Source organism: Methylobacterium sp. J-059 (assembly GCF_022829485.1).
Taxonomy (GTDB): Bacteria; Pseudomonadota; Alphaproteobacteria; order Rhizobiales; family Beijerinckiaceae; genus Methylobacterium.
Genome location: NZ_JAKSYA010000178.1, coordinates 42,246 through 67,463 on the forward strand (window position 1 = coordinate 42,246; position 25,218 = coordinate 67,463).

The window sequence follows — 25,218 nt, forward strand, 5'->3', positions numbered from 1 at the left end:
ACGGTCGCCGCGCGGGACGCGACGCGGCACGCCCGAGCGATCGTGACAGGTGCGCATGGATCTCCCCACGGACGATGCCAGCCCCCCGCTGGCCGAGCGCTTCCGCGCCTTCCTTCAGACCCCATCCTTCCCTCGCGTCGGCGCCGAGCCCGCCCCGACGCGCGGGCCGATCCGGTCCGTCGTCGGCCGCGACCGGGCGCGCCCGGCGCCGTTTCAGGGCCTCCCGGCGATCCCCGGCCAGCCGGGCACGCCGTCGGAGGAGGGCTTCGCGGCGGCCCATGAGCGCGGGCGCCGCGCCGCGGAGCCGTCGCGATGACCGGCCGGCCCGACCCGAACCCCGCCCTGATCGCCCTGGTCGAGCGACTGCGCGCCCTCGGCTACAGCTTCACCACCGTGACGCCCGCCACCCATGCCCGCGTCAACGCCCGCCCGCAGGCGGCGCGGGCCCGCAATCTGCGCGACGTGTTCGGCTGGAGCCGCCCCTTCGCCGAGGACCTGCTGCCGGCCGACCTCTTCGCGGCGATGCACGCGGCCGGCGTGCTGGTGCGGGACGGCGACGCCTGGCGCTCGGCGATCCGGGTGTCGAGCCTCGACGGCGAGCTGTTCGTCCATTCCGCCTATCCGCCGAGCACGACCGACGTGGTGTTCTTCGGCCCCGACACCACCCGCTTCGTCGCGGCCGTGGTCGATCACCTCGCGCACCGTGCCGCGCCGGTCCGCCGCGCGGTCGACATCGGCTGCGGATCGGGCGCGGCCGGCATCGCCATCGCCAAGCGCGCGCCCGACGCCGAGATCGCGCTCGTCGACATCAACGACGCGGCGCTCGCGGCCGCCGCCGCCAACAGCCGGCTCGCGGGCGTCCACGGCACGGTGCCGCGCCGCAGCGACCTCCTCGCGGACGTCGCGGGCGCCTTCGACCTCGTCGTCTCGAACCCGCCCTTCATGCTCGACCGCGCCGGGCGGACCTACCGCGACGGCGGCGGGACCTACGGCGAGGGCCTGTCGCTCGCCGTGGTCGAGGCCGCCCGCACCCGCCTCGCCCCCGGCGGCAGCCTGGTGCTGTTCACCGGCTCGGCGATCGTGGACGGCGCCGACCCGTTCCGGCGGGCCGCGACCGCCGCCTGCGAGGCCGCGGGGCTGGGCTGGACCTATCGCGAGCTCGACCCGGACGCCTACGGCGAGGAGCTCGACGCGCCGGCCTATGCCGAGGCGGAGCGCATCGCCCTCGTCGTGCTCACCGCGACCCGCGGGGCGCCGCGATGACGCGGGCGGACATCGCGGAGCGGGACGCGTTCCGGCGGGACGTGCTCGCCGGCCTGTCCGAGGTGCCGAAGCGCCTGCCGGGCAAGTACCTGTGGGACGAGGCCGGCTCGATCCTGTTCGACCGGATCTGCGACAGCCCCGACTACTATCCGACCCGGCGCGAGATGGCGCTGCTGCCCGCGATCGTGCCGGAGCTCGCCGCCCTCGTCGGAGCGGGCGCGACGATCGTCGAGTACGGCAGCGGCGCGAGCCGCAAGATCCGCACGCTGCTCGACGGCCTCGACCGGCCGCGCCGCTACGTGGCGATCGACATCTCGCGCGCGTACCTCGAGACCTCGGTCGGCACGCTGGCGCGGGACTATCCCGGCATCGCGATGATCCCGGTCGGCGCCGACTACGCCGCGCCGATCCGGCTTCCGGTCGACCTCGGCAGCGGGCCGGTGCTCGGGTTCTTCCCCGGCACCAGCATCGGCAACCTCGCGCCGGCCGAGGCGGAGGCCTTCCTGGCGCGGGCCCGCGACACGCTCGGGCCGAGCCATCTCCTGGTCGGCGCCGACCCGACGCAGGACGCGGACCGGCTGCGGCGGGTCTATGGCGGCTGCGACGGCCTGATGCCGGCCTTGCACCTGAACTACCTGACGCGCCTGAACCGGGAGCTCGGCGCCGGCATCGACCGCGACGCCTTCCGCCACGCGGTCCGCATCCTGCACGATCCGCTGCGGGTCGAGGCCCATCTCGTCGCCCACCGTGCCGACACCTGGCGCTTCGGGACGGACGCGATCCGGTTCGCGACCGGCGAGAGCGTCCGCACCGACATCTCGCACAAGCATGCGCCGGAGGCGTTCCAGGCGATGGCCGCGCGGGCCGGCTGGACGCCGAAGCGCCTCTGGCTCGACCCGGAGGGCCTGTTCAGCCTGCACCTCCTGAGCCGCTGACGCGTGCCGCCCCGCCCTTCGCCGGATCGGGCATGGCAGGATCGAGCATGGCGGGATCGCGGGCGGGCCACGCGCCGGCTTCGCTGTCCGGCCGCGACCGGGCGATCATCGCCCGGACCTGCTCGACCACGGCGCGGGCCGCCGCCCGCTGCAGCCGCGCTTCCTCCCGCGCCGCGCGCGATCGCGCGATCACGTCCTGAGACTCGGCGATCACGGCATCCGCGGAATCGGGTTCGGGCACATCGCGCATGAAGCGGGTCTATTCGACCCGGAAAAATCCGCAACCACCTAGGTTAAGTGCAACCGAATTCCATCAAGACTGTGTCGATTTTACAGCGACGGCTCGAATATAATCGAGAACGCCCCGGCGCTCGCGTGCATCTTCGAGAGCCGCCCAGAACGACAGCAAGTCGGCCGTTTCACCGGTCGGGTTCGATTTGGCATCGAAGAAGTCGTCGACCGGACAGTCGAGAGCCTCGGCGATCTTGGCGGTCATGGCTTCGTTGCTGTGGCCGGCCCCGCCGATATTTGAATTTTGCATACTTTGATGCCCGGTTGACCTATGTTATTGTCCGGCCCGGACCAGCGATCTATCGGGGAACGGGGGCGTGGCATCGATTGCGCGCAACTTTTGCTCAAATCGATGCGAGGGTCAACGTGACGACGGACAAGCTCGACCGCATGGCCGAGGTCTGCCTCGAAGCGCATGCCCTGATCGATGCCGGCGGCACGCCGGCGATGTGGGCGATGATCCGGCTCCTGCTGCTTCAGATCGGCCGGGAGATGGCCCGCCGCCAGGCCGAGCCGCGGGGGAAGCCCCAGGAGCATTGAGGCGGCGCCGCGGGGAAGACGGTCGGATCATCCCGCGCAAGCAGGAAGCCGACATCCCAGCACCCGAGGTCGCGTCGGACGAAGCCGTTCCGGCATCAGGTCGCGTGGGCCGGATGCGCCGTGCCCCCTGCCCCCTTAACTTCCAGCACAGCCGCGCCGAACGACCGGTGCGCGGCGGCGCGGCAGCGCGGCGATCCCGAAGATGCAACGCATCATGGCGCGAAGGGCAACGTCACGGGCGCCTCGCGGCGCCCCTCGCCCGCCGACGCCAAACCGCCGAGATCCGTTCCGCCGGCAGCATCCCCGACGCCGGCCACGACGAAAAACGCCCCGGCCGGCGGCCGGGGCGCTCCCACGCTCTGCGACGGCGCGGTTTACGCCGCCTTCTGGACCTCGGCCGGGACCTCGGTGGCCGCCCCCTCGATCGCCGGCGCGCGGCTCTTGCCGCCGATGGCGATCTCGATGCGGCGCGGCTTCTTCGCCTCCGGGATCTCGCGGACGAGATCGACGTGGAGGAGGCCGTTCTCCAGCGCCGCACCCGTCACCTGGACGTAGTCGGCGAGCTGGAACCGGCGCTCGAAGCCGCGGGCGGCGATGCCCTGGTGCAGCACCTCGGCGCGACGCTCGGGATCGGGCTTGCGCTCGGCCTTCACGGTCAGCGCATTCTCCCGCACCTCGATCGACAGGTCGGCCTCGGTGAAGCCGGCCACGGCCACCGTCACGCGGTAGGCGTTCTCGGCGGTGCGCTCGATGTTGTAGGGCGGGTAGGTCGGGACCGCGTCGGACGCCACGAACTGGTCGAGGGCCGAGAACAGGCGGTCGAAGCCGACGGTGGAACGGTAGAGGGGAGCGAGATCGAACTGACGCATAGGACACATCCTCCGTGGAGCAACATGCAGGTTTGAGTCTATGGTCCGCCGCGTGGGCCGGACCGGGCTCGTACCGCCTGACGGCCGGTACGATCGTGATATTGGAGGGGGGCGAGGTGCGTTCAAGACCCGGCCGGATGACGGGAACGATGCGGCAGGACGCCGCACTTCTGAGCCTGCACGACACGCCCGGGAACCCGGTCCCACCCGGCGCCGTGGTGATGGCGGTCGGCACCGCGGACGACTGCACCCTGCGGGCGGCGCGCTGGGCCGCGACGACGCGGACCTGCAAGGGCACGGTCTGCCTGCTCCAGGGCCGGGCCGAGTTCATCGAGAAGTACTACGAGACCATCCGCGAGCTGCGCGCCCGGGGCTTCGCCGTCGTCGCCTTCGACTGGCGCGGGCAAGGGGCGTCGGACCGGCGGGTCGACGACCCGCACAAGGGCCACGTCGCCGCCTTCGACGATTACCGCCGCGACCTGCTGGCGATCCGCGACGCGGTGCTGGTGCCGTTCATGCCCGATCCGCATGTCTGCCTCGCCCACTCGATGGGCGGCTGCGTCGCGCTGACCGGGGCGCTGGACGGCTGGCTGCCGTTCCGGCGGATCGTCACCGTGGCGCCGATGCTGTCGATCCGGATGGTGCGCTCGCCCGCCTTCGCCTCGGTCGCGACGCGGCTGCTGCAGCGCCTCGGCCTCGGCAGCCGCTACGTGCCCGGCGGCGGCCCGGTCTCGATCGCGACGAAGCCCTACCCCAACAACCGGCTGACCCGGGACCCGGCGCGCTACGCCCGCAACGCGGCCGCCGCGCTCGCGGTCGGCGCGGGCGCCGTCGGCGACCCGACCATCGCCTGGACGGCGGAGGCCTTCCGCGCGGTGGCGCGCCTGCGCGACCCGCGCGTGCCGCCGCGGATCGCGACCCCGACGCTGATCCTCGCCGCCGGCTCCGACCCGGTCTGCGGCACGCCCGCGGCCGAGCGCTTCGCCGCCCGCCTCAAGGCCGGCCACATCCTGGTGCTGCCCGACGCCCGCCACGAGATCCTCTCCGAGCGCGACGCGATCCGCGCCGACTTCTGGGCCGCCTTCGACGCCTTCGTGCCGGGCTCGACCGTGCGGGAGACGAAGACGGAGCGGGAGCGACTGGCGACCGCGTGAGGCTGCGCGCGGGCGGGGCGCCGGTCGCGACGCGAGGCCGGCCGTCGCCGCTTCCCGATGCGGCCGTTCCATGGCCGTCCGACGGCTTCGGGTCGGGGTGGTCGGCGGTCCCGCAGAGTTCGCCATGATCCGCCGTCGAAGGACCGGATCGGGCACATCCGTTCCGGGACACCGCGCCACGACCGGCCTTCGACCGCCCCCTATCGGCGACGGATCTCGAACGTCTCCCAATCGTGTACGACGGTACAGCTCACGGCGAGCGCGTCGTCCGTCGTCGCCGCGCCATCCATGCCGTGCCGCCGAGCGAGGCGCGCGCACTTGTCCAGGGCGCTTCGCGCGACGTTTTCGGGTACGTCGAGGGCGAGGCTGGTCGCGCGCTCGAGCGTTCGGCCGAACTCCCCCATGTCGGTGCCGAAGCCCGCATCCCCCGATACCATCGAGGGCTGCCCGTCTGCGCATTCCAGCGTGTAGTGAAAGGTCCGGCGGCCGCGCTTGATGGTAATGACCGGACCCGTCCGGATCGCGTACGCGTTTCCGACCTCGGTCGCGATGCGTTGAGCTGCGTCGTCACAGGCGTCGGCCAGGGCCGGTGCGGCCGCGATGACGAGCAGGAGGGGCAGGCGTTTCATCGTTGGCCGCCATCGTGAAAGGCCGGGTTGCAGCGGTTTGGCGGCGCAGGATCGCAAACGCCTGGGATCACCAGACGGCGCGGATTGCGCACGTCCCCAGCCTGTCGGCTTGGCTCTGCTTCGTTGGGGGCAGCATGGGCCCGTCGAGCGCCAACCCGACGCCTGTCGCGGAACGCCGACACCGGCCCCTCCGTGCGCCGGCCGCTCAGAAGCGCGCGCCACCGGGGAAGCTGAACACCGGCATCGAGTCTTGCCGCACGTCGCGCACGTCGGGCGCCATGCCGGTGCGCCCGTCCTGCTTCGCCACGTTGCCGGGCGGGGCCTCCATCGGCTTGCGGTCCTGGGCGCCGATCTCGGCGGACCCGGCCGCGTCCCGGGGTTTTCCAGGCGTGTCGTCGGCCCGGGCCAAGGCTCCGAAGGCCAGGAGACCGGCGGCCGCGAGCAGGATGCGGGATCCGACCATCATGCGCGTGAAACCTTCCGACGTTGCAAGCCGGGCTTCCGAATCCCTCGGTACCCCGCTTAGGCAAATCATCTTATCGGTTGCCGTCCGCGCGGTCCAGCGCCGGGCGCGGCCTCAGGCCTCGACCCGCGCGCTCGCCAGGATCGCCACGCCGCAGGCGATGACCGCGATGCCGGCGATCATCGGCAGGGTCACCGGCTCGCCGAACAGCAGCGCGCCGCCGAGCGCGGCGCCGACCATGCCGACGCCGGCCCAGATCGCGTAGACGACGCCGATCGGCAGCATGTCCATGCTCGAGGACATCAGCCACAGGGCCGTGCCGTAGCCGAGCGCGACGATCAGGGTGGGGACCGGCCGGGTCAGGCCGTCGGCCGCCTTCAGCGCCAGGGTCGCGGAGATCTCGGCGCCGATCGCGATCGCCAGCGTCAGGTAGGGGCTCATGCGCTGGCCGCCAGCGCGGTGCCGGCCGCGTCTTCCGGCACCGGGGGCGGCACGGCGAACATCTCGATGTCGTCGGCGAACTGCTCGACGATCGTCGCCGCGTTCGCCAGGCACACCGGCAGGTAGGCCGGCAGCCGCGGCGCCGGCGCGAACCCCTCGGCGAGCAGGCGGTCGTTGGCGAAGGTCACGTCGAGGGCGCAGAACGCGTAGTAGGCGCGCACCGCGCGGAGCATCGCCTGCTTCAGCGGCCCGTCGAGGCCGAACACCTCGGCGAAGCGCCGGCGCAGCACGGTGCGGTCGGCGGCGAGGTCGAACGGCCGGAAGGCGCGCACGCCGTCGCTCGGCTCGGCCGCCTCGAAGGCGGCGATGACCTCGGCCCAGGTGGTGCGGCCGCTCATGCCGGCCGAGAGGTGGTAGAGGTCGTGCCGGAGCGTCGGCTTGGTCAGGAGCCCGACCAGCATCTCGGCGACCCAGTCGGCCGGGACGACGTCGACGTGGCTCTCGGGCGCGCAGGGCAGCATGCGCAGGGCGTCGGCGGCGCGCAGCACCCAGAGGATGCTCGAGCTCGGGCCCGCGCCGAGGCTGGCATGGCCGACGACGATCGAGGGCCGGGCGACGACGATCGGCAGGTCGGGGAACCGCGCCGCCAGCGAGGTCTCGGTCGCGGCCTTGGACACGGTGTAGGCGACGATGTGCCGGGCCTCGGCCGCCGGGTAGTCGGTCTCGGCGACGATCGCCGCGGCGTCGGCGCCGCAGATCATCGCGGTGCCGACGTGCAGGAACCGCCGGAGCTTCGGCATCGCCTGCGCCCGCCGCGCCAGCGCCAGGGTGCCGTCGTGGTTGGTGCGGTAGACCCGCTCGTCGCCCCACCACGAGGTGTCGGCGGCCAGGTGCAGCACGTGGGTGCAGTCGTCGAGGCGCGGATCGCGGTCGAGGTCGGCCCGGGTGAAGTCGCCGGGGACGACCTCGACCTTGCGGGCGAGGCGCTGGGCGGTGAAGGCGTCGGTGAACCGGGCGAGCCGCGCCGCGATCCGCTGGCGGCCCTGCTCGACGCCGGCGCAGCGCACGAGGCAGACCCAGGTGGCGTCGTCGCCCGCCTCGAGCGCCCGGTGCAGCACCGCGCCGCCGATCAGCCCGGTCGCCCCCGTCAACAGAATCCGTGGCACAGTCCGCCTCCCACTCTTTGCGGCGAGACATAGACAGAAACGTTCCGATATAATCCCCGCATCGCGGCGCAGAGGGTGATTAAAGATCGGCCGTGCTCGGCCGGCAACATTCACGAATTCGTGAACGACATCTTGGCGTTGAAGTCCCGTTGCTTGCGCTGCAGCCTCACGGGTCGATCCGGACCGAGTAGATCGCCCCGAACCCGACCGTGACGTCGTTCGGCGTGCCGAGGCGCCGGACGATCGGGCTTCCCGCGGCGGCGGCGACGAGGCGGTCGTAGCGGACCGAGCCGATCGTCTGCCACGCCTCCGACCAGGCGTAGGCCAGGGCCACGATCGCGCCGACGGAGCGGGGCCCGCCCGCGGCGCGGTAGGGCGTCAGCCGCGGGTCGGCGATCGCGGCGACCGGCACGTCGAAGTCGAGCCGCATCGCGGCGGCGTCCCCCAGCACGAGGCGGGGGCCGCCGCTCAGGGTGACGCGGCCGGCGGTACCGACGAGGTCGGCGCCGAGCTTGGCCACGAGGCCGTCATGCGCGCGCAGGCCCTGCGTGACCTCGGCGCGCAGCCGCAGCACGTCCTCCACCGGCCAGACCGCGCCGAACAGGCCGAGCCCGGCCGCGACCGGGCGGCGCGGCAGCCCGGCGAGGCTGCGGTCGTCGTGCGCCGCGCGGCCGCTGCGGACATCGAGAACGGCGCCGGCCTGCACCGCGCGCTCGTCCACCAGGGCGGCGTCGAGGGCGTCGTCGGGCGAGAACCAGTCCGGGCGCTCGTCGGCCTTGCGGAACGAAGCGTAGGGCAGCCCCCACAGCCCGGCCGCCCGCGCGCCCTGGAAGCGCCCGCCGGCGCCGGCGAACCCGCCGACGGACACCACGGTGCCGGGGTCGAACAGCGCCGAAAGGTCGCCGGCGCGGGCCGGCGCCGGATCGAGCGCGGCCGAGGCGAGCACGGCCAAGGCGAGCACGGCCAAGGCGGGCGCGGCCAGGAAGAGCGCGGCCACGGCGGGCGCGCGGACGGCCGCCGCGCGGGTCGCCCGGGCTCGGGCCCCTGTCTCGTCGATCGCGCCCAAGACCCGGCCTCCAGCGGCGCGACCGCCGTGCGCACGCCCCTCGGGCGAGACAGGATGCCTAGCAGATCCGCCGCCCGGGGAACGGTCCCGCCGGCGGATTTCGGGCGATGCCGGCCGCCCCGCCCGTCACGCTTTCGTGTCGAACGCGTCGCCGGAACGGGGGCATGCTTGTCCGATCGGCCGGGCGAGCGACGCCAGGCGGAAGCGGATGCCGGAGCCGTCGCTCGGCGGCATCCGGACGCACGCCGAGGTGCTGCGGAGCCCGATCCCGGCCAAGGGCGGCGAGACCAGGCCGGAGCATTGGCCGGAGCATCGCAAGGGCATGGAAGGCCTCGTCGCGAAGGCGCGGAAGCACGGCATCGAGGAGGCGCCGCGCGACGGCGAGCTGCGCGACGTCAAGATCCTGGCCCCTGGGCCCGAGGGGCGCTACCGCAGCTTCGCCCGCGCCGCCGCATGGTCCGGCGCCTGGGCGAACACCGCCCGCATCGCGTGCCAGAGCGGCTTGCGCCCAAACTGCGCATCGAGCGGCAGCGCGCGCTGGGGCAGGCCGTCGGGGCGCTTGCGGTAGGGGTGGTCGTTGAGCCACGTGTCGGGGTCGTAGAGGTCCCACGACATCACGGTCAGCACCGCGGGCTCGGCCGCCACGACCTCGAGATAGGATCTGGCGAGGTCGGCGACCTTGCGGTCGCGGGTGGCGATGTCGGCCGGGAACGCCCGGTCGTCGATGTCGAACTCGGTGATCTCGATGCCGAGCCCCATCCTGCCGATCTCCGCGAGGAAGCGCCGAAGCTGGCCCTGGTCGATCGGCACCGTGCTGGTGATGTGCGATTGCAGGCCGAAGCGGCGGATCGGCACGCCGCGCGCCAGCATCCCCTCCAGGCGCTTGAGCACGCGGGTGCGGCGCGCCTCCATCCACGGCACGCCCTGCTCGACCGTGTCCTCGTTCCAGCAGCCGGCCGCCGTCGGGTCGACCTCGTGCAGGATGCGGAAGGCGAGGTCGACGTAACCGGGGCCGAGCGCGGTGAGCCACGGGCTCTCGCGCAGGCCCTCCGGGCCGCCGCCGTCCTGCGACAGCACCTCGTTGACCACGTCCCAGGAGGCGATCTGCCCGCGGTAGCGGCCGGCCACGGTCTCGATCCAGCGGCGCAGGAAGTCCTCGGCCTGGGGGGCGGTGGCCCGCGCCAGCAGCGGGCGCACCCAGGGCGGCAGCGCCTCGTGCCAGACCAGCGTATGCCCGCGCATGCGCTGGCCGTTGCCGCGGGCGAAGCGCACCAGGGCGTCGGCTTGCGCGAAATCGGTCTTGCCGGGCTCGGGCCGCACCACCTCCATCTTCATCTCGGTGCCGCAGACCAGCATCCCGGCCTCGCGCGCCACCGCCTGCCGGTAGGCGGGATCGCGCGCGAAGCGGAAGCCGGGCACCTCGGTGCCGTAGGTCAGCCCGGTGCGGGCGGCCGCCGCCTGCAGGCTGTCGGCCGACCACGACGGCCGGCCCGGCGGCCCGAACGGCGCGGGCGCGGCGCGGACGGGCGCGGCCAGGGCGCAGGCGGCGCCGGCGAGGAGGGTGCGGCGGGTGGGGATCATGGCCTCCCCTCGCGGGGCGGGCGCCGGAAGCGCACCACGGTCGCGGTCGTCCTCCTGCGGCGTCATTGCCGGAACAGCGGGTCGTTCTCCAGCACGATCGGCAGGCCGTGCGGGGTCGCCTCCGCGGCGCGGAGGAAGGCGTCGCGGCGGGCGTCGAGGGCGGGGCCGTCGGCGATGCCGCGGGCGGCGAGGATCGTCTCCAGGGCGGCGAGCCAGCGGCCGTAATCGGCCAGCGCCTCCGGGCCGTCGGCCGGGCGGATCGCGGCGCCGAGCGCGTCGGCCCACTCGGCCCCGGTGAACAGCCCCGAATCCTGCAGCGCGACCACCATCGCGAAGACCTGCGCCTCCCAGGGTGCCGAGAACGGGGCGACGGGCTCGCTCACGCGGCCCCGCCCGCGATGTAGCGCTCGAACACCGCGACGGTGACGCGCCCGTTCGGGTCGGCATCCTCGCCCCAGAGCTCGGCGGCCGGGAAGGCCACGGTGTAGAGCCAGTCCGGGTGCTCGCCCTGCCCGTAGGCGTTGGTGTCGGGCAGGACGAAGGCGCCGTGGACCCGCAGCACCGTGCCGCTTTTGGCCCGGACGTAGCGCGGCAGGCGGGTGTGGGTCGGCGGGTGGATGTTGCGCATCGTCACCGCGTCGCCGACCGCGAAGCGCGCCGGCGCGGGCGCGGGCCGGTCGCTCGGGAAGCCGGCGCGGTAGCGCGGCTCCAGGATGTCGGCGGTGAGCACCCGCGCCACCGGCGCCGGATCGGGATCGGCGACGCCGCGGGCGATCTCCTCCGGCCGCGCGAGGCCGTGGGCGGCGAGCTGGCGCTCGAGGGCGTCGAGCCAGATCGCGTAGTAGCTGGCGCGCAGGTAGTCGGCCGGCGGCATCGACTCGCGGGCGGCGCGGCTGCCGTCGAGGGTCCAGGCACCGGTGAAGCCCATCGCCATGGCGAGCGCGAAGACGCGCTTCTCCCAATCGGCGTGGAACACCGGCTCGTTCGGCTCGGGGGCGACCGGGCCGAGGCCGTGCATCCCGCCGAGGTCCTGGCCGCCGTTCATGCCGGGACGCCCGGCAGGCCGGTGCCGATCATCGCGTCGCGGGTGACAAGGCCGGCGAGCCGGCGCTCGTCGAAGGCCTCGGTGCCGGCGGGCCGCATCGGCAGCACCATGTAGCGCAGCTCGGCGGTCGAATCCCACACGGTGATCCGCGTCGTCTCGGGCAGGCGCACCCCGAACTCGGCGAGCACGCCGCGCGGGTCGATCACGGCGCGGGCGCGATAGGGCGGCGCCTTGTACCAGACCGGCGGCAGGCCGAGCACCGGCCAGGGGTAGCAGGAGCACAGGGTGCAGACGACGAGGTTGTGCGCGTCCGGCGTGTTCTCGACCACCACCATGTGCTCGCCGCCGCGCCCGCCGATCCCGAGCTCGGCGATCGCCGGCGTGGCGTCGGCCAGCAGCCGCGCGCGATAGGCCGGATCGACCCAGGCGCGGGCCACCACCTGCGCCCCGAGATGGGGCCCGACCCGGGTCTCGTAGCGCTCGACCAGCGCGTCGAGCGCCGCCGGCTCGACGTAGCCCTTCTGCACCAGGATCGATTCCAGCGCTCGCACCCGCGCCTCGACGGGGGACAGCGCGCCGTGGTCGTGCCCGTGCTGGTGCCCGTGGTCGTGATCCGGGTCGTTGTGACGATGGGCCATCCGCGCCGCCGCCCGCCTCAGGCCAGGTCGAGCGAGCGCTCGAAGGCGGCCGCGTTCGAGGCGTGCCCCTTCGGGTCGGTCACGACGATGTCCTTGAAGCCGCGCCGGGCCAGCTCCCAGGTCTTCTCCAGGGCCTGGTCGGCGGTCCCGCACGCGAACGTCGCGGGGCGCCCCGCATGGTCGTTCGCCTTCACAGTGTACACGGCACGTCCTCCCGATCGCTCGAATCGACCATACCCGGATGTGGCGTCGGCCGCGAGGATCGGGAAGGGGTTCGGTGAATCGGGTGCAGCGCGGCGCGGATTTGGCCCGCCGCGGAACGCGGCGGGCGGCAGCCGGACCCTCGGGCGGGGTGGACGGTCCGCGTCCGAACTTTGCGGAACCTCGGACGGTCCGCTGACCGGTAGCCCGGCACGTCAGGCCGGGTTGGGCGGAAAGCAGCCATCGCGATGACCTTGCTATGCGTTCGGGGAGAAGCACTGTGATACATCCCCTTTCGAACTCCCGGGCGTGGTCGGCCGCTTTGATCCTTGCGTGGCTGAGCCTTCTGATATCGTCGGCCCTCCCCTCTAAATCGGAGGCATCGTCCTATCGTCTCAAGCATCTGTTCTACGGATGCTGGACCCGTAAGGCGACGCATCCCGAACGCTCGCGCTGGCAGACCTCATTCTCGACGTGGTGCTTCGAACACGGTCGAATGCTCGGCGGCTTGACGTTCGATGCAGGCGACGGCTGGGACTACTGCGAACGCTGGCATCTGCACGGACAGCGGCTCGCGGTTTCTGGTACCCATGACGACGACAGGGCTTGCCTCTACGCCTTCTCGGAGGACCGACAGACGCTGATCCTGCGCGATTGTGCGGCGGCCGGGGATTGGCGGCGGGACGACCCGGCGACCGAGGCCCGTAGGGGCGATCGGACATGCCGGACGCAGGGGCGTCCTGAGCCCGAAAAACAACCGTAGAGCTTGATCGGTTTCGCGTCCGCTTCGGGCGACACCGGGCCGTCCGCGTCAAAGCGAGAGGTCGGGGCCCGCTTCCCTCCCACACCGGCCACGGGCCGAACGGGCGCACATCGTCGTCTGCCCGCCAGGCGCCATCGCTCGCGCCACCGGAGCGCCACCGGCCCGGCCTCGGCCGCGCTCGGGCACGGGCGTCGCGCCCCGAGGCCCCGCCCCGGAGGGCCGCCGCGGAGCCGGGCGGTCAGGCGGCGCGGACCGTCGCCAGGAAGCGGGCGACCTCCGCGGTCAGGTGCTCGGACTGGCGCGACAGCTCGGAGGCGGAGGCGAGCACCTGGCTGGCGGCCGCCCCGGTATCCTCGGACGCGCGGGCCACGCCCGCGATGTTGCTCGTCACCTCGTTCGTCCCGCTGGACGCCTGCCCGACGTTGCGCACGATCTCCTGCGTGGCCGCGCCCTGCTGCTCGACGGCGGCCGCGATCGTCGTCGCCACCAGGTCGATCTCGCGGATGCGCGCCGCGATCGAGCCGATCGCGTGCACGGCCTGCCCGGTGGCGCCCTGGATCTGGCCGATCTGGTCCGAGATCTCCTGCGTGGCCCGCGCGGTCTGCGCGGCGAGCTCCTTCACCTCGACGGCGACCACCGCGAAGCCGCGGCCGGCCTCCCCGGCCCGCGCCGCCTCGATCGTCGCGTTGAGCGCCAGCAGGTTGGTCTGGCTCGCGATGTTGGAGATCAGGCCGATCACGTCGCCGATCTTCCCGGCCGCGGCGCTGAGGTCCTGCACCAGGGCGGCGGTGTCGTCGGCCTCGGCGACGGCGCGCTGCGCCAGGTCGGCCGATCCCGAGACCTGCCGGCCGATCTCCTGGACCGAGGCGCCGAGCTCCTCGGCGGCGGCGGCCACGGTGTTGACGTTGACGGCCGCCTCCTCGGCGGCGGCGGCCACCGTCGTCGACTGGCTGGCGGTCCCGGCCGCCGTGGCCGTCATGGTCCGGGCGGTGGCCTGCAGCGCGCCGGCCGAGGACGACACCCGCCCGACGATGCCGCCGACCGCCTGCTCGAACCCGTCGGCCATCTGGCGCATGCCGGCCTTGCGCTGCTCCTCGGCCGAGGCGCGGGCGAGCGCCGTCTCGGCCTCCAGCGCCTGCGTGCGGATCAGGGTGTCCTTGAAGACCTGGACGGCGCCCGCGATCGCCCCGACCTCGTCGCGGCGGTCCCGGAACGGGATTTCGGTGCCGGTGTCGCCGCGCGCGAGGCGGCCCATCAGGTCGGTGATCGCCCGGATCGGGCGCGAGACCGCCCAGTTCACCAGGAGCGCGCCCATGGCGGCGGCGGCGAGCATGGCGAGGAGCCCGACGAGGACGGCCTGACGCGAGCCGGCGCCGGCGGCCTCGGCGATCCGCGCCCGGTCGTCCAGCAGGCTCCGCTCGATCGTCGCGATCTCGGCGGCCTTCAGGCGCAGCCGGTCCATCGCCGCCTTGCCGGCGCCGGAGATCGCGAGCTGCCGCGCCTGGCCGCGCGTCGGCTCGTCGCGCATCAGCGCGATCTCGCGCTCGGCGATTCCGTCGTGCCAGGCCTGGGCGTCCTGGTCGAGCGCGCCCAGGCGCTGCAGCTGCGCCGGGTTGTCGGAGACCAGCGCGCGGATCCGGGCGAGGGCATCGGCGTAGGCCTTGGTGCCGGCCCGGTAGGGCTCGAGGAAGCTCGGCTCGGCGCTCAGCAGGTACCCGCGCAGGCCGGTCTCCTGGTTGACCATGGCGGTGGTCAGCGCCTCGACCTGCTCCAGGACCCGGTAGGTGTGATCGCGCCACCGTTGCGCCTCCTCGACGGAGCCGAGGCCGCGCCAGCTCACCAGCGCGGCGAGGCCGGCTGCGCCGATGATGACGGCGAAGACCAGCAAGAGCTTGGTCATCAGGCGTAGATCGACGACGGCACGCATTCGAAAGCCCCGGGATGACGGCGCAAGACCGAGTTTTTCCTCTCGGGCGCGGTGTTCATCCTCTACGCGGCAAGCGGTTAAGCCCGCGCTACCGACGAAGTGTTGCGCGCACGCCGAAGCGGCCGCGCGAATACGGATGCCGTCACCTGCTACAACCTACCGGTTGCATCGGTGGAAGCGCATGCCGGCGACCCCGACCTGCCGTCCCGCGGCTCGTCGGCGGGCCCGTGCGAGGCCCGGCGTTCGGGCCCCCTCCCCCGGCATCGCACGCCGGAACGCCGAGAGAATTTTTCGGAGCCGGCCGGGAACCGGATCGCGGTGTTCGCATTTTCTGCGCGCGAGGCCGTTCGAAGGCTCGCCCACGGGCGCCGGAAGGCATCCGGCGACCCTTGTCATCACGTTGCTCCCAGGAGGATGTGGTCATGAGGACCCTTGATTTCGCACCGCTCTACCGATCCACCGTCGGCTTCGACCGCCTGTTCGCGATGCTGGACCGAGCCGCGCAGGCCGAGGCGTCGTCGACCTGGCCGCCCTACGACATCGAGCGGGTGGCCGACGACGCCTATCGCATCACCATGGCCGTCGCCGGCTTCGCGCCCGGCGAGATCGAGCTGACGCAGCACGGCGCCAGCCTTCTGGTCGCCGGCCGGCGGAAGGCGCCCGAGGACGAGCGCCGGATCCTGCATCGCGGCATCGCCACCCGCACGTTCCGCCAGACCTTCGAGCTGGCCGACCACGTGACGGTCGTCGGCGCGAGCCTCGAGCACGGCCTGCTCACCGTGACCCTCAAGCGCGAGGTGCCCGAGGCCCTCAAGCCGCGGCGCATCCCGATCGGCGGGACGGTGCCCGCCGTGAGCCGGGACGCGGTCAGCCAGGACGACGCGCCGAGCCGGATCGAGACCGGGCGCAAGGCGGCCTGAGCCCCTGGCGCGCGCCTCGATTTCGACGGCCGTGAACCTTGTGCCGCGCGGGCCTGCGGACCCGCGCGGGGGCTCCGGCCCGTGTGTCCATCCCATCGCGCAGCAGGAAGGAGGATCATCGATGAGGGAGACGCAGCTTTTCCGTTCCGGCGCCATGAACCCCGGTTCCGGCGCCATCAACCCCGATGGCGCGCATGATTCCGGCGGCGCCCATCCGGCCTCGTTCGAGGCCTGGCAGGCGCTCGTCGCCCCCGGCGACGTGTTCCGCCACCCGCGGGAGGTCCTGGCCCACCCCGCGCTCTCGCGGGCGGACAAGCGCGCGATCCTGGCGTCCTGGGCGTCGGATGCCTGCGTGCTCGCGGATTCGCCCGGCATGCGGTGCCTCGTCGGCAGCCGGGCCGAGCCGGTCTCGGTCGACGCCGTCCTCGCGGCGCTGGGCGAGCTCGACCGGGCGGTCCGCCGGGCAGGCCCGGCTCGGACGAGGCGCGCCGCGCCACGCCGCTTGCGCCGCCTCGCGGACCTGCACACGTATGTCCGCCCGAAGCGGCGCGACGACGACGACGATCCGCCGCCCTGCCCGGCGAGCGTCATGCCGCGCCCGAAGACGCCCCCGAGCACGGCGCTGGCCGCCGCCATCCCGGCCTGAGGGGCGGGCCGCGCGGAGGATGCGCCGGGGCGCGCCGGCCCGGGCCCTAGCCGTCCATCGCCCGCCGGAACGCCTCGGAATGATCCGGGTGCCAGCGCGAGAGCGCCGGGCGGTTCTCGATGATGTCGCCGGCCGCCCACGCGATCCGGCGCTCGTCCTGGGCGCGGGTGGTCTCGTTGTCGGGGCAGAGGATGTAGAAGTCGCCCTGCGCCATCCGCTCCAGCAGGAAGGCCACCGTCTCGTCGGGCGTCCAGGCGCCGGGCGGCTTCTCGGCGACGCCGCGGGCCCTGGCCAGCCCGGTATAGACGAAGCCCGGGATCAGCAGGTGCGCCGAGATGCGGCAGCCGTCGCGGCCGCGCAGGTCGTGCGCGAGCGCCTCGGTCGCCGCCTTCACGCCCGCCTTCGAGACGTTGTAGGGCGTGTTGCCCGGCGGCGTGGTGATGCCCTGCTTCGAGCCGGTGACGATCACGGCGCCGGGTTTCTGGCCCGCGATCATCGCCGGCGCGAAGGCGTGGATGCCGTTGATCACTCCCCACAGGTTGGTGTCGAGGATCCTGCGCCAGGTCGCCTCCTCGGAGAACAGCGTGCCGCCCGCCTCGATGCCGGCGTTGAGCATCACCAGGGCGGGCGGCCCCCCGGCGGCGACGGCCTGCGCGAACGCCTCCATCGCCGGGCGCGGCCCGACGTCGAGGGCGAAGGCGCGCACCTCCACGGCGGCGAGCCTCGCCACCGCGGCGCGGGCGGATTCGAGCGCCTCGCCCGGCAGGTCGGCGAGCCACACGTTCATGCCGGCCCGCGCGAAGGCCTGCGCCGCCGCGAGCCCGATGCCGCTGGCCGCCCCGGTGACGACGGCCGTCCGGCCGGGTTCGATCGCTGGGTGGGTCATCGGCGCCTCTCGCTGCTTTCGCGTCGCGGTGAGGGTGGGGCGGCGGCCGGGATTGTCGAGGGCGCGGCGCCCCGCCCTGGCCTTCGGCCGCCGCCTCTGCCACCGTCCGGCACGCTCACGCTTCCGGGAATCGCCCGCATGCCCGCCCGCGCCACAGGCCGACCGCGCGTCCCCCCGCTCCGCGACCGGGCTCCCGCCCCCGCGCGCGGGCCGGCCTCCGCCTGCGATCCGGCCCGCGGCGTAATCCTCGCCCTCGCCCTGACGCTGGCCGCCGCCTCCGCCGCCGCGCAGGCGCCGAAACCGCAGCCGCCGCGCCCGCCCGCCGCCGCGCCGGACCCGGCCTTCGAGGCGATGCGGGCCGGGTTCGAGGCCCTGCCGGAGGCCGAGCGCAAGGCGCTGCAGGACGCGCTGGTCTGGACCGGCGACTACAACAGCGTCGTCAACGGCGCCTTCGGCCGGCGGACCTTCGAGGCGCTGAGCGCCGCCCGCGCCCGCACCGACGCCGGCGACCCCCTCGATCCACGCAGCCGCGCCGCGATCCTGGCGGCGGGCGAGGCGGCGCGGAAGGCCGTGCGCTTCACCGTGCAGGCCGATCCCGCCAGCGGCGCGGTGCTCGGCGTGCCCGAGCGGATGCTGCCCAAGCGCAGCGCGGTCCCCGGCGGAACCCGCTGGCAGAGCGCCGACGGGCGCCTGACCCTGGAGAGCCGGTCGTTTCCCGCCGGCGGCACCGACCTCGACGCGCTGTTCACCCGCGCGACCGCGCCGCTCGCCGACCGCAAGGTGACGTACAAGCTCAAGCGGCCGGACTTCATCGTCGTCACCGGCGAGACCGCCTCGGGGCGCTCGTACGTGCGCTACGCCGCCGGGCCGGAGGGCATCCGCGGCTTCGCCATCGGCTACGAGGCGACGCAGGCGGGCGAGATCGACCGCCTCGTCATCGCCATCGCCAACAGCTTCGTGCCGTTTCCCGGGACGCGGGGCGAGGCGCCCCGGATCGCGACCGCGCCGGCCGCCGCGCCACCGGCGTCGGGCGCTCCGCAGAGCTCGGGTGGTCCGCAGGTCGCCTCGGCCCCGAACGTCGTCGGCACCGGCCTCGTCGTGGCGCCGGGGCGGGTGCTGACCGCGTCGGCGGTGCTGGAGGCATGCCCGGCCCCGCGGATCGGGAGCGCCCCGGCCAGGGTGTTGCGCAGCGAGCGCGGCCTGGCGCTGCTGGAGGCCGCCGGGCTGCCGGCGCCGCGCCTGCCGGGCATCGTCGGAGCGTCGGCGTCCGAGGATCGCGTCGTGGTCGCGGCGCAGGAGGCGCGCGAGGGAGCGGGCGGGGATGCGGGCGTGTCGGTCGCGCCGGGCGCGATGGTGGGCGCGGCGCGGGTGACGGCGCCGTTGCAGCCCGGGTCGGCCGGCGCGCCGGTGCTCGACCGGGCGGGCGGCCTCGCGGGGCTCGTGGCGTCCTATCCGGCGGCGCCGCGGCTGATCGCGGGCGTGATGCCGCCGGCGAGCTTCCCGGTGATCCCGGGGACGGTCGTGGCCGCCGTCCTGGGCGAGGCCGGCATCGCGACGCGGCCGTCGACCGCCGGTGCCGGCAGCGTCGGCGCCGCCGCCTCTGCGGTCGGCGGCGCCGTGATTGGGATCGTCTGCGCCCGCTAGAGCGGTTTCGAGCGCGGTGGATCCCGGCTCGCGTGAAGAAGATCAGACCTCACGGAAAACAGAGCCCCCTCCGCGATCCGCAGATCGCGAAGGGGGCGTCGGGAGCCGGTCCCCGATCGCGGATCGCGGAACCGCCCCCCCGCGTCCGGCGTCAGAGCCGGCCGGTGACCAGCAGCACGATCAGGACGATGATCAGGATGCCGCCGAGGCCGAAGCCCGGGCCGCGATAGGCGCCGCCGCCGAGGAAGCCGCCACCACCGAAGGCGAGAATGATCAGGATGATGAGCAGAATGGTGACGAGCGACATGGAAGAAAGTCTCCGCGGGAGCGCACGGGTCGTGAGCTTGACCGTTCAAACGCCGCGACAATCCGTTCCGTTCAAATAATTCGCACGCAAACGTGACGGACGGTTTTGCCGGCTCAAGCGTGCCAGTCCGGCAGCGGCGCGCCGGCTTCGTCCAGCCAGTCCGGCGTCGGCAGGCCGCGCTCGCGCAGGAAGGCGGGGTTGAACAGTTTCGAGGCATAGCGCGCCGCCCCGTCGCAGAGGATCGTCGCGATGGTGTGGCCGGGGCCGAGCACCCGCGCCAGCCGGATCGCGCCGGCGACGTTGATGCCGGACGAGCCGCCGAGCGACAGCCCCTCCTCCCGCATCAGCCCGAACACGATGTCGAGCGCCTCCGCGTCGGGGATGCGGAAGGCGTGGTCGGGCGCGAAGCCCTCGAGGTTCCGGGTGATCCGCCCCTGGCCGATGCCCTCGGTGATCGACGAGCCCTCGGCCTTGAGCGTCCCGGCGGTGTAGTGCGCGTAGAGCGCCGAGCCCTCGGGGTCGGCGAGCGCGATCGCGACCTCGGGGTTGCGCGCCCGCAGGGCGAGCGCCGTCCCGGCGAGCGTGCCCCCGGTGCCGGCGGCGCAGACGAAGCCGTCGAGGGTGCCGCCGGTCTGGTCCCAGATCTCGGGGCCGGTGTGCCGCTCGTGCGCGCCGCGGTTGGCGACGTTGTCGAACTGGTCGGCGAAGAACGCGCCGGCGGGCTCGGTGGCCGCGAGCCGCTCGGCGAGGCGGCGCGCCACGTGGACGTAGTTGTTCGGGTTGGCGTACGGCACCGCCGGCACCTCGACGAGGCGGGCGCCGGCGAGCCGCAGGGTCTGCTTCTTCTCCTCCGACTGGGTGACCGGGATGACGATCACCGTGCGGTAGCCGCGCACGGAGGCCACCAGCGCCAGCCCGATCCCGGTGTTGCCCGCCGTGCCCTCGACGATGGTGCCGCCCGGCCGGATCAGCCCGCGCGCCTCGGCGTCCTCGACGATCGCGCGCGCCGCCCGGTCCTTCACCGAGAGGCCGGGATTGAGGAACTCGGCCTTGCCGAGGATGGTGCAGCCGGTCTCCTCCGACGCCCGGCGCAGCCGGATCAGCGGCGTGCCGCCGATCGCCGCCAGCACGTCGGGGCGGGTGCCCCGTTCCGGATCCGTCGCCACGCCCATGCCGGTGCCTCCGCATCGCGCGCCTCCCGGGGCGCCGCCCTCCGCGATAGATCAGAAGGCGGCCCATCGGAAGCCGGGGGCGGCGCCCCGGCGATCAGGCCGGGCGCGGCGCCTCGATCATCGCGCGGACGCGCTCGGCCATGGCGTCGACGGAGAACGGCTTGGTCACCACCGCCATGCCGGGGGCCATGTGGCCTTCGCCGAGCGCGGCGTTCTCGGCGTAGCCGGTGATGAACAGCACCTTCAAGTCGGGCCGGCGGGCGCGGCCGGCATCGGCCATCTGGCGCCCGTTCATCCCGCCCGGCAGGCCGACATCGGTCACCAGCAGGTCGATGCGCACGTCCGATTGCAGCAGCTTGAGGCCAGCGGCGCTGTCGCTCGCCTCGATCGCGGTGTAGCCGAGATCCTCCAGGATGTCGGCGAGCAGCATCCGCACCGTCGGCTCGTCGTCGACCACCAGCACCGTCTCGCCCTGCCCGGAGCGCGGCCGCGCCGGGCCGGCCGCCACCTTGTCCTCGACCTCGGCGTCGCCGTGGTGGCGGGGCAGGAAGAGGCTCACGCGGGTGCCGGCCCCGACCTCAGAGCGGACCCGCACCTCCCCGCCCGACTGCTTGGCGAAGCCGTAGATCATCGAGAGCCCGAGGCCGGTGCCCGCCCCCATCGGCTTCGTCGTGAAGAACGGCTCGAACACCCGGGCGACCACCTCCGGCGGCATGCCGGTGCCGGTGTCGGCCACGCACAGCGCGAGGTATTGCCCCTCCGGCATGTCGTGCTGGCGGGCGGCGCGCGCGTCGAACCGCGCGTTGGTGGTCTCGACCGTGATGCGGCCGCCGTCCGGCATCGCGTCGCGGGCGTTGATGCACAGGTTCAGCAGCGCGTTCTCGAGCTGGGACGCGTCCACCAGGGCGGTCCACAGCCGCGCGCCGGCGGCGACCTCGACCGGGATGCCCGGGCCGACGGTGCGCTGGATCAGCTCGTGCATCCCCGCCACGAGGCGGTTCACGTCGGTGGGCCGGGGATCGAGGGTCTGCCGGCGCGAGAAGGCCAGCAGCCGGTGGGTCAGGGCCGCGGCGCGGCGCGCGGCGCCCTGGGCGGCGGCCATGTAGCGCGCGACGTCCTCGACCCGGCCCTGCCGCATCCGGGTCTGCATCATCTCCAGCGACCCGGCGATGCCCGCGAGCAGGTTGTTGAAGTCGTGCGCGAGGCCGCCGGTGAGCTGGCCCACCGCCTCCATCTTCTGCGACTGGCGCAGGGCGTCGGCCTGCTCCCGCTCGAGCGTGGTGTCGCGCCCCGAGGCGTAGACGCGGCCGTCCTCGAACGCGGCGGTCCAGGCGAACGACCGGTACGAGCCGTCCTTGTGGCGGAAGCGGTACTCGTACGGAACCGTGAGCGGCCGCTCCAGGATGGCGGCGAAGGCCGCCAGGGTCGCGGCGAGGTCGTCCGGGTGGGTGTAGGCGGCAAACGACCGGCCGATCAGCTCGTCGTCGCGCCAGCCCAGCAGCTCGGCCCAGGTCGGGTTGACGCTCTCCAGGGTGCCGTCCGGCAGCGCCACGATCAGCAATTCCTGCGACAGCCGCCAGGCCCGGTCGCGCTGGGCCGTCCGCTCGGCGACCCGCGTCTCCAGGGTGAGGTTGAGGTCCCGCAGCGCGGCGGTGGCCTCGTCGGCGGCGCGCCGCGCCGCGAGCAGGTCGCGCTCGTAGCGCCGGCGCTCGGAGGCGTTGAACACGGTGATCCGGATGAAGCGGATCTCGCCCGCCTCGTCCCGGCGGACCACCGCGTTGACCAGCACCGGCAGCGTCTGGCCGTCCGCGCGCACGAGGTCGAGGGCGACCTCGTTGAAGAAGCCCTGCATCCGCAGCAGCGGCGCGAAATGGGTCTCGTAGTAGATCTTGCCGGCGATGGTCAGCAGGTCGAGGAAGCGGCGCCCGACGAGGTGGCCGGCCGGGTATCCGGTCCAGGTCGCCAGCGTCCGGTTGACCTTCGACAGGCGCCCGCTCGGCAGGGCCGAGGCGTAGCCGCAGGGCGCGTTCTCGAACAGGTCGGCGAGGTCGTCGGCCTCCTGCACCCCGGAGGTGGGCGTCGCCTCGTCCACGTCATCACCCTCGGAGGAACGCCTCGATCGCCGCGATCGTCGCCTCGGGCGCGCTGAGGTTCGGGCAATGCCCGGTCGCGTCGAGCAGGACGAGCGCGCTGCCCGGCAGGTTGCGGTGGACGTACTCGCCGACCTCCCGGGGGGCGATCACGTCCTCCGCGCACTGGATCACCAGGCAGCGGGCGGCGACGTTCTCGAGGTCGGCGCGGTTGTCGGACAGGAACGTGGTCCGGGCGAAGCGCTTGGCGATGTCCGGATCGGTGCGGCAGAAGCTGTTGGTCAATTCCGCGCCGAGCTCGGGGCGGTCGGCGTTGCCCATGATCGTCGGGGCCATCGCCTGGGACCAGCCCATGTGGTTGCTGTCGAGGAAGTTGAGCAGTTCCTCCACCTGCGCCGCGGTGAAGCCGCCGACGTAGCCGTCCTCCGCGTCGTCGACGTAGCGCGGCGAGGGGCAGACCAGGACGAGGGTGTCGAACAGCTCGGGCGCCGCCTTCGCGGCGAGGATGCCGACCATGGCGCTGACCGAGTGGCCGACGAAGACGCCGCGCCGCACGCCGAGGGCGTGGGCGAGCGCGACCACGTCGTCGGCGTAGCCGTCGAGCGTGGCGTACCGCGCCGGGTCGTAGGCCGACAGGTCCGAGCCGCCGGCGCCGACATGGTCGAACAGCACCGTCCGGTAGCGATCCTCGAAGGCGGGCGCCACGAAGCGCCACATGTTCTGATCGCAGCCGAAGCCGTGGGCGAAGACCATCGCGGTCTCGCCGGCCCCGGCGATCTTCGTGTTGTGCCGTTGTACGACCGACAAACCCGCGTTCCCCCGCCGAAAACCGGTCTAGCACGCATCGCCGTGCCGTGCGCGGGGCCCGGATACCGGTAAAACCCGGCCGGCGGGCTCACGAACTCGACAGCCCGGCCGAGGCGCCGCCGGGACGGCACGCTCCTTGCCGTGCGGGGGCGGGCCGAACGTCACCGGGGGCCGAGCGAAACCGGGGGATCAGTCGCGTCGCCGGCTGGCATCCCCGAGAGCCGCCCGACATGGTGCCGGATGCCGCCGCGCGGATCGGAGCGACCATGGCTGACACGGATCAACCCTCCGGCCTGACGGGGCGCAAGACCGTCGAAGACATCCTCGCCGGGGGCGAGAGCGACGGGCATCAGCTCTCGAAATCGCTCGGCCTGTTCTCGATCATCGCGATGGGCATCGGCGCGGTGATCGGCGCGGGTATCTTCGTGCTCACCGGCACGGCGGCCGCGCAATATGCCGGGCCGGGGATCATGCTGTCCTTCGTCGCCGGCGGCATCGCCTGCGCCTTCGTCGGCCTGTGCTACGCCGAGATGGCCGCTCTCATCCCCGTGGCGGGATCGAGCTACACCTACACCTACGCGACGCTGGGCGAGTTCTTCGCCTGGATCATCGGCTGGGACCTGATCCTCGAATACGCCATGGGCGCGGCCACCGTGGCGGTGGGCTGGTCCGGCTACGTCGTCAGCCTGCTCAAGGATGTCGGGCTCGTCATCCCGCCCCGCTTCACCGCCGCGCCCGGCACCGCGGTGAAGCTCGCGGACGGGTCGGACGCCACCGCGCTGATGAACCTGCCGGCGGTGCTGATCGTCGGGCTGCTCACGCTGATGCTGGTGCGCGGCACCAAGGAATCGGCCCGGCTCAACAACGTCATGGTGGCGGTGAAGCTCACCGTGGTGCTGGCCTTCATCGTGCTCGGCTACGGCTACATCAAGCAGGCCAACTGGACCCCGTTCATTCCCGACAACGACGGCAGCTTCGGCCATTTCGGGTGGAGCGGCGTGCTGCGCGGCGCGGGCGTGGTGTTCTTCGCCTTCATCGGCTTCGACGCGGTCTCCACCGCCGCGCAGGAGGCGAAATCGCCCCAGCGCGACATGCCGATCGGCATCCTCGGCTCGCTCGCGATCTGCACGGTGCTCTACGTGCTGGTCGCCGCGGTGCTCACCGGCGTGGTGCCCTACAAGGACCTCAACGTCCCCGACCCGATCGCCAAGGGCGTCGACGTGATCGGCATCGCCTGGTTCTCGGCGCTGATCAAGCTCGGGGCGCTCACCGGGCTCACCACCGTGATCCTGGTGCTGCTCTACGGCCAGAGCCGGATCTTCTACACCATGGCCAACGACGGGCTTCTGCCGCGCCTGTTCGCCCACGTGCACCCGACCTACCAGACGCCCTATCGCAGCCAGATCCTGATCGGCGCGGCGGTGGCGATCGTGGCGGCGCTGGTGCCGATCGGGATCCTCGGCGAGATGGTCAGCATCGGCACGCTCGCCGCCTTCATCCTGGTCTGCGGCTCGGTGATCTACCTGCGCCGCTCGGACAAGGAGATGTACCGGCCGTTCCGCGTGCCGGGCGTGCCGACGGTGCCGATCCTCGGCATCCTGTCCTGCCTGTTCCTGATGGCGGGCCTGCCCCTCGACACCTGGCTGCGGCTCGTCGTGTGGATGGCGATCGGCTTCGCGATCTACTTCTTCTACAGCCGCAAGCACTCGGTGCTCCGCCGCCGGGACGGGACCACGGCGTGAGGGGTGGCCGTGCCGCTCCGATCGCGCGATGT

General features: G+C 73.5%; 28 protein-coding genes. 9 read left to right on the top strand and 19 right to left on the bottom strand.

Annotated features, from left to right (window positions below; genetic code table 11):
- Positions 1–55: 55 nt before the first annotated feature.
- Genes MKK55_RS27105 through MKK55_RS27115 form a run of 3 tightly spaced genes read left to right on the top strand, consistent with a single transcriptional unit; the run spans position 56 to position 2,198 of the window.
- The gene (locus tag MKK55_RS27105) at positions 56–316 is read left to right on the top strand and encodes a hypothetical protein (RefSeq protein WP_243938719.1); all 261 of its coding nucleotides are present in this window, start codon (positions 56–58) and stop codon (positions 314–316) included.
- Positions 313–1,263 (top strand): methyltransferase, encoded by a 951-nt coding sequence (locus MKK55_RS27110; protein WP_243938721.1) that lies wholly within the window; start codon positions 313–315, stop codon positions 1,261–1,263. Before MKK55_RS27105 ends, MKK55_RS27110 begins: the two co-directional genes overlap by 4 nt.
- Positions 1,260–2,198 (top strand): L-histidine N(alpha)-methyltransferase, encoded by a 939-nt coding sequence (locus MKK55_RS27115; RefSeq protein WP_243938723.1) that lies wholly within the window; start codon positions 1,260–1,262, stop codon positions 2,196–2,198. The genes MKK55_RS27110 and MKK55_RS27115 overlap by 4 nt, the downstream gene beginning before the upstream one ends.
- Here the strand turns inward: MKK55_RS27115 and MKK55_RS27120 are convergent.
- Positions 2,173–2,448 (bottom strand): hypothetical protein, encoded by a 276-nt coding sequence (locus MKK55_RS27120; RefSeq protein WP_147843613.1) that lies wholly within the window; start codon positions 2,446–2,448, stop codon positions 2,173–2,175. The genes MKK55_RS27115 and MKK55_RS27120 overlap by 26 nt on opposite strands.
- A gap of 63 nt (positions 2,449–2,511) precedes the next feature.
- Entirely contained in the window at positions 2,512–2,694 is a 183-nt protein-coding gene (locus MKK55_RS27125) for a hypothetical protein (protein WP_243938725.1), read from the bottom strand.
- 161 nt (positions 2,695–2,855) lie between these two features.
- Between MKK55_RS27125 and MKK55_RS27130 the strand changes: the two genes are divergently transcribed.
- Positions 2,856–3,029 (top strand): hypothetical protein, encoded by a 174-nt coding sequence (locus MKK55_RS27130; RefSeq protein ID WP_243938727.1) that lies wholly within the window; start codon positions 2,856–2,858, stop codon positions 3,027–3,029.
- Between the two features lie 374 nt (positions 3,030–3,403).
- Here MKK55_RS27130 and MKK55_RS27135 read toward each other — a convergent pair whose 3' ends face one another.
- Positions 3,404–3,898, bottom strand: coding sequence for an Hsp20 family protein (locus tag MKK55_RS27135; protein WP_243938729.1), 495 nt, complete (start codon positions 3,896–3,898; stop codon positions 3,404–3,406).
- A 149-nt stretch (positions 3,899–4,047) separates the two neighbouring features.
- Between MKK55_RS27135 and MKK55_RS27140 the strand changes: the two genes are divergently transcribed.
- A complete protein-coding gene (locus MKK55_RS27140; RefSeq protein ID WP_147860009.1) occupies positions 4,048–5,052 on the top strand; it encodes an alpha/beta fold hydrolase in 1,005 nt (334 codons plus the stop codon).
- A 200-nt stretch (positions 5,053–5,252) separates the two neighbouring features.
- Here MKK55_RS27140 and MKK55_RS27145 read toward each other — a convergent pair whose 3' ends face one another.
- The 11 genes from MKK55_RS27145 to MKK55_RS27195 form a co-directional block, all read right to left on the bottom strand.
- Positions 5,253–5,681 carry a hypothetical protein gene (locus MKK55_RS27145; protein ID WP_147729250.1) on the bottom strand — a complete coding sequence of 143 codons (429 nt, stop codon included), beginning with the start codon at positions 5,679–5,681 and terminating at the stop codon, positions 5,253–5,255.
- A gap of 205 nt (positions 5,682–5,886) precedes the next feature.
- On the bottom strand, positions 5,887–6,147 hold the full coding sequence (locus MKK55_RS27150) for a hypothetical protein (protein ID WP_187275608.1): 261 nt from the start codon (positions 6,145–6,147) through the stop codon (positions 5,887–5,889).
- A gap of 111 nt (positions 6,148–6,258) precedes the next feature.
- Positions 6,259–6,585: a DMT family transporter gene (locus tag MKK55_RS27155; RefSeq protein ID WP_147729248.1), complete on the bottom strand. Its 327-nt coding sequence runs from the start codon at positions 6,583–6,585 to the stop codon at positions 6,259–6,261.
- The gene (locus MKK55_RS27160) at positions 6,582–7,736 is read right to left on the bottom strand and encodes an SDR family oxidoreductase (RefSeq protein WP_147844242.1); all 1,155 of its coding nucleotides are present in this window, start codon (positions 7,734–7,736) and stop codon (positions 6,582–6,584) included. The genes MKK55_RS27155 and MKK55_RS27160 overlap by 4 nt, the downstream gene beginning before the upstream one ends.
- 181 nt (positions 7,737–7,917) lie before the next feature.
- Positions 7,918–8,817, bottom strand: coding sequence for a MipA/OmpV family protein (locus MKK55_RS27165; RefSeq protein ID WP_187274916.1), 900 nt, complete (start codon positions 8,815–8,817; stop codon positions 7,918–7,920).
- A gap of 426 nt (positions 8,818–9,243) precedes the next feature.
- A complete protein-coding gene (locus MKK55_RS27170; protein ID WP_243938731.1) occupies positions 9,244–10,398 on the bottom strand; it encodes an endo-1,4-beta-xylanase in 1,155 nt (384 codons plus the stop codon).
- Between the two features lie 62 nt (positions 10,399–10,460).
- Positions 10,461–10,781 carry a nitrile hydratase accessory protein gene (locus tag MKK55_RS27175; protein ID WP_243938733.1) on the bottom strand — a complete coding sequence of 107 codons (321 nt, stop codon included), beginning with the start codon at positions 10,779–10,781 and terminating at the stop codon, positions 10,461–10,463.
- Positions 10,778–11,443 (bottom strand): nitrile hydratase subunit beta, encoded by a 666-nt coding sequence (nthB, locus tag MKK55_RS27180; RefSeq protein WP_243938735.1) that lies wholly within the window; start codon positions 11,441–11,443, stop codon positions 10,778–10,780. Before nthB ends, MKK55_RS27175 begins: the two co-directional genes overlap by 4 nt.
- Complete coding sequence (nthA, locus tag MKK55_RS27185) at positions 11,440–12,081, bottom strand: nitrile hydratase subunit alpha (protein ID WP_243938737.1); 642 nt, start codon at positions 12,079–12,081, stop codon at positions 11,440–11,442. The genes nthB and nthA overlap by 4 nt, the downstream gene beginning before the upstream one ends.
- Before the next feature lie 17 nt (positions 12,082–12,098).
- Positions 12,099–12,284, bottom strand: a complete 186-nt coding sequence (locus tag MKK55_RS27190; protein ID WP_147729728.1) for a hypothetical protein — start codon at positions 12,282–12,284, stop codon at positions 12,099–12,101.
- Positions 12,285–13,283: 999 nt separating this feature from the next.
- Positions 13,284–14,972: a methyl-accepting chemotaxis protein gene (locus tag MKK55_RS27195; RefSeq protein ID WP_243938739.1), complete on the bottom strand. Its 1,689-nt coding sequence runs from the start codon at positions 14,970–14,972 to the stop codon at positions 13,284–13,286.
- Positions 14,973–15,394: 422 nt separating this feature from the next.
- Between MKK55_RS27195 and MKK55_RS27200 the strand changes: the two genes are divergently transcribed.
- On the top strand, positions 15,395–15,892 hold the full coding sequence (locus MKK55_RS27200; protein ID WP_147844493.1) for an Hsp20 family protein: 498 nt from the start codon (positions 15,395–15,397) through the stop codon (positions 15,890–15,892).
- Positions 15,893–16,013: 121 nt separating this feature from the next.
- Positions 16,014–16,538 carry a hypothetical protein gene (locus tag MKK55_RS27205; RefSeq protein ID WP_243938742.1) on the top strand — a complete coding sequence of 175 codons (525 nt, stop codon included), beginning with the start codon at positions 16,014–16,016 and terminating at the stop codon, positions 16,536–16,538.
- Between the two features lie 46 nt (positions 16,539–16,584).
- On the opposite strand, the gene MKK55_RS27210 is transcribed toward MKK55_RS27205, so the two are convergent.
- Positions 16,585–17,424, bottom strand: coding sequence for an SDR family NAD(P)-dependent oxidoreductase (locus tag MKK55_RS27210; protein ID WP_243938744.1), 840 nt, complete (start codon positions 17,422–17,424; stop codon positions 16,585–16,587).
- A 138-nt stretch (positions 17,425–17,562) separates the two neighbouring features.
- On the opposite strand from MKK55_RS27210, the gene MKK55_RS27215 reads away from it, so the two are divergent.
- Positions 17,563–19,068 (top strand): serine protease, encoded by a 1,506-nt coding sequence (locus tag MKK55_RS27215; protein WP_243938746.1) that lies wholly within the window; start codon positions 17,563–17,565, stop codon positions 19,066–19,068.
- Between the two features lie 151 nt (positions 19,069–19,219).
- Here the strand turns inward: MKK55_RS27215 and MKK55_RS27220 are convergent, their stop codons facing one another.
- The 4 genes from MKK55_RS27220 to MKK55_RS27235 form a co-directional block, all read right to left on the bottom strand.
- Positions 19,220–19,375 carry a DUF3309 domain-containing protein gene (locus MKK55_RS27220; protein WP_147729453.1) on the bottom strand — a complete coding sequence of 52 codons (156 nt, stop codon included), beginning with the start codon at positions 19,373–19,375 and terminating at the stop codon, positions 19,220–19,222.
- Between the two features lie 113 nt (positions 19,376–19,488).
- Entirely contained in the window at positions 19,489–20,547 is a 1,059-nt protein-coding gene (locus tag MKK55_RS27225; protein ID WP_243938748.1) for a cysteine synthase A, read from the bottom strand.
- Positions 20,548–20,641: 94 nt separating this feature from the next.
- A complete protein-coding gene (locus MKK55_RS27230) occupies positions 20,642–22,639 on the bottom strand; it encodes a PAS domain S-box protein (RefSeq protein ID WP_313898988.1) in 1,998 nt (665 codons plus the stop codon).
- 4 nt (positions 22,640–22,643) lie between these two features.
- The gene (locus MKK55_RS27235; protein WP_243938750.1) at positions 22,644–23,444 is read right to left on the bottom strand and encodes an alpha/beta fold hydrolase; all 801 of its coding nucleotides are present in this window, start codon (positions 23,442–23,444) and stop codon (positions 22,644–22,646) included.
- Between the two features lie 266 nt (positions 23,445–23,710).
- Between MKK55_RS27235 and MKK55_RS27240 the strand changes: the two genes are divergently transcribed.
- The gene (locus tag MKK55_RS27240; RefSeq protein WP_147727626.1) at positions 23,711–25,186 is read left to right on the top strand and encodes an amino acid permease; all 1,476 of its coding nucleotides are present in this window, start codon (positions 23,711–23,713) and stop codon (positions 25,184–25,186) included.
- Positions 25,187–25,218: the final 32 nt, after the last annotated feature.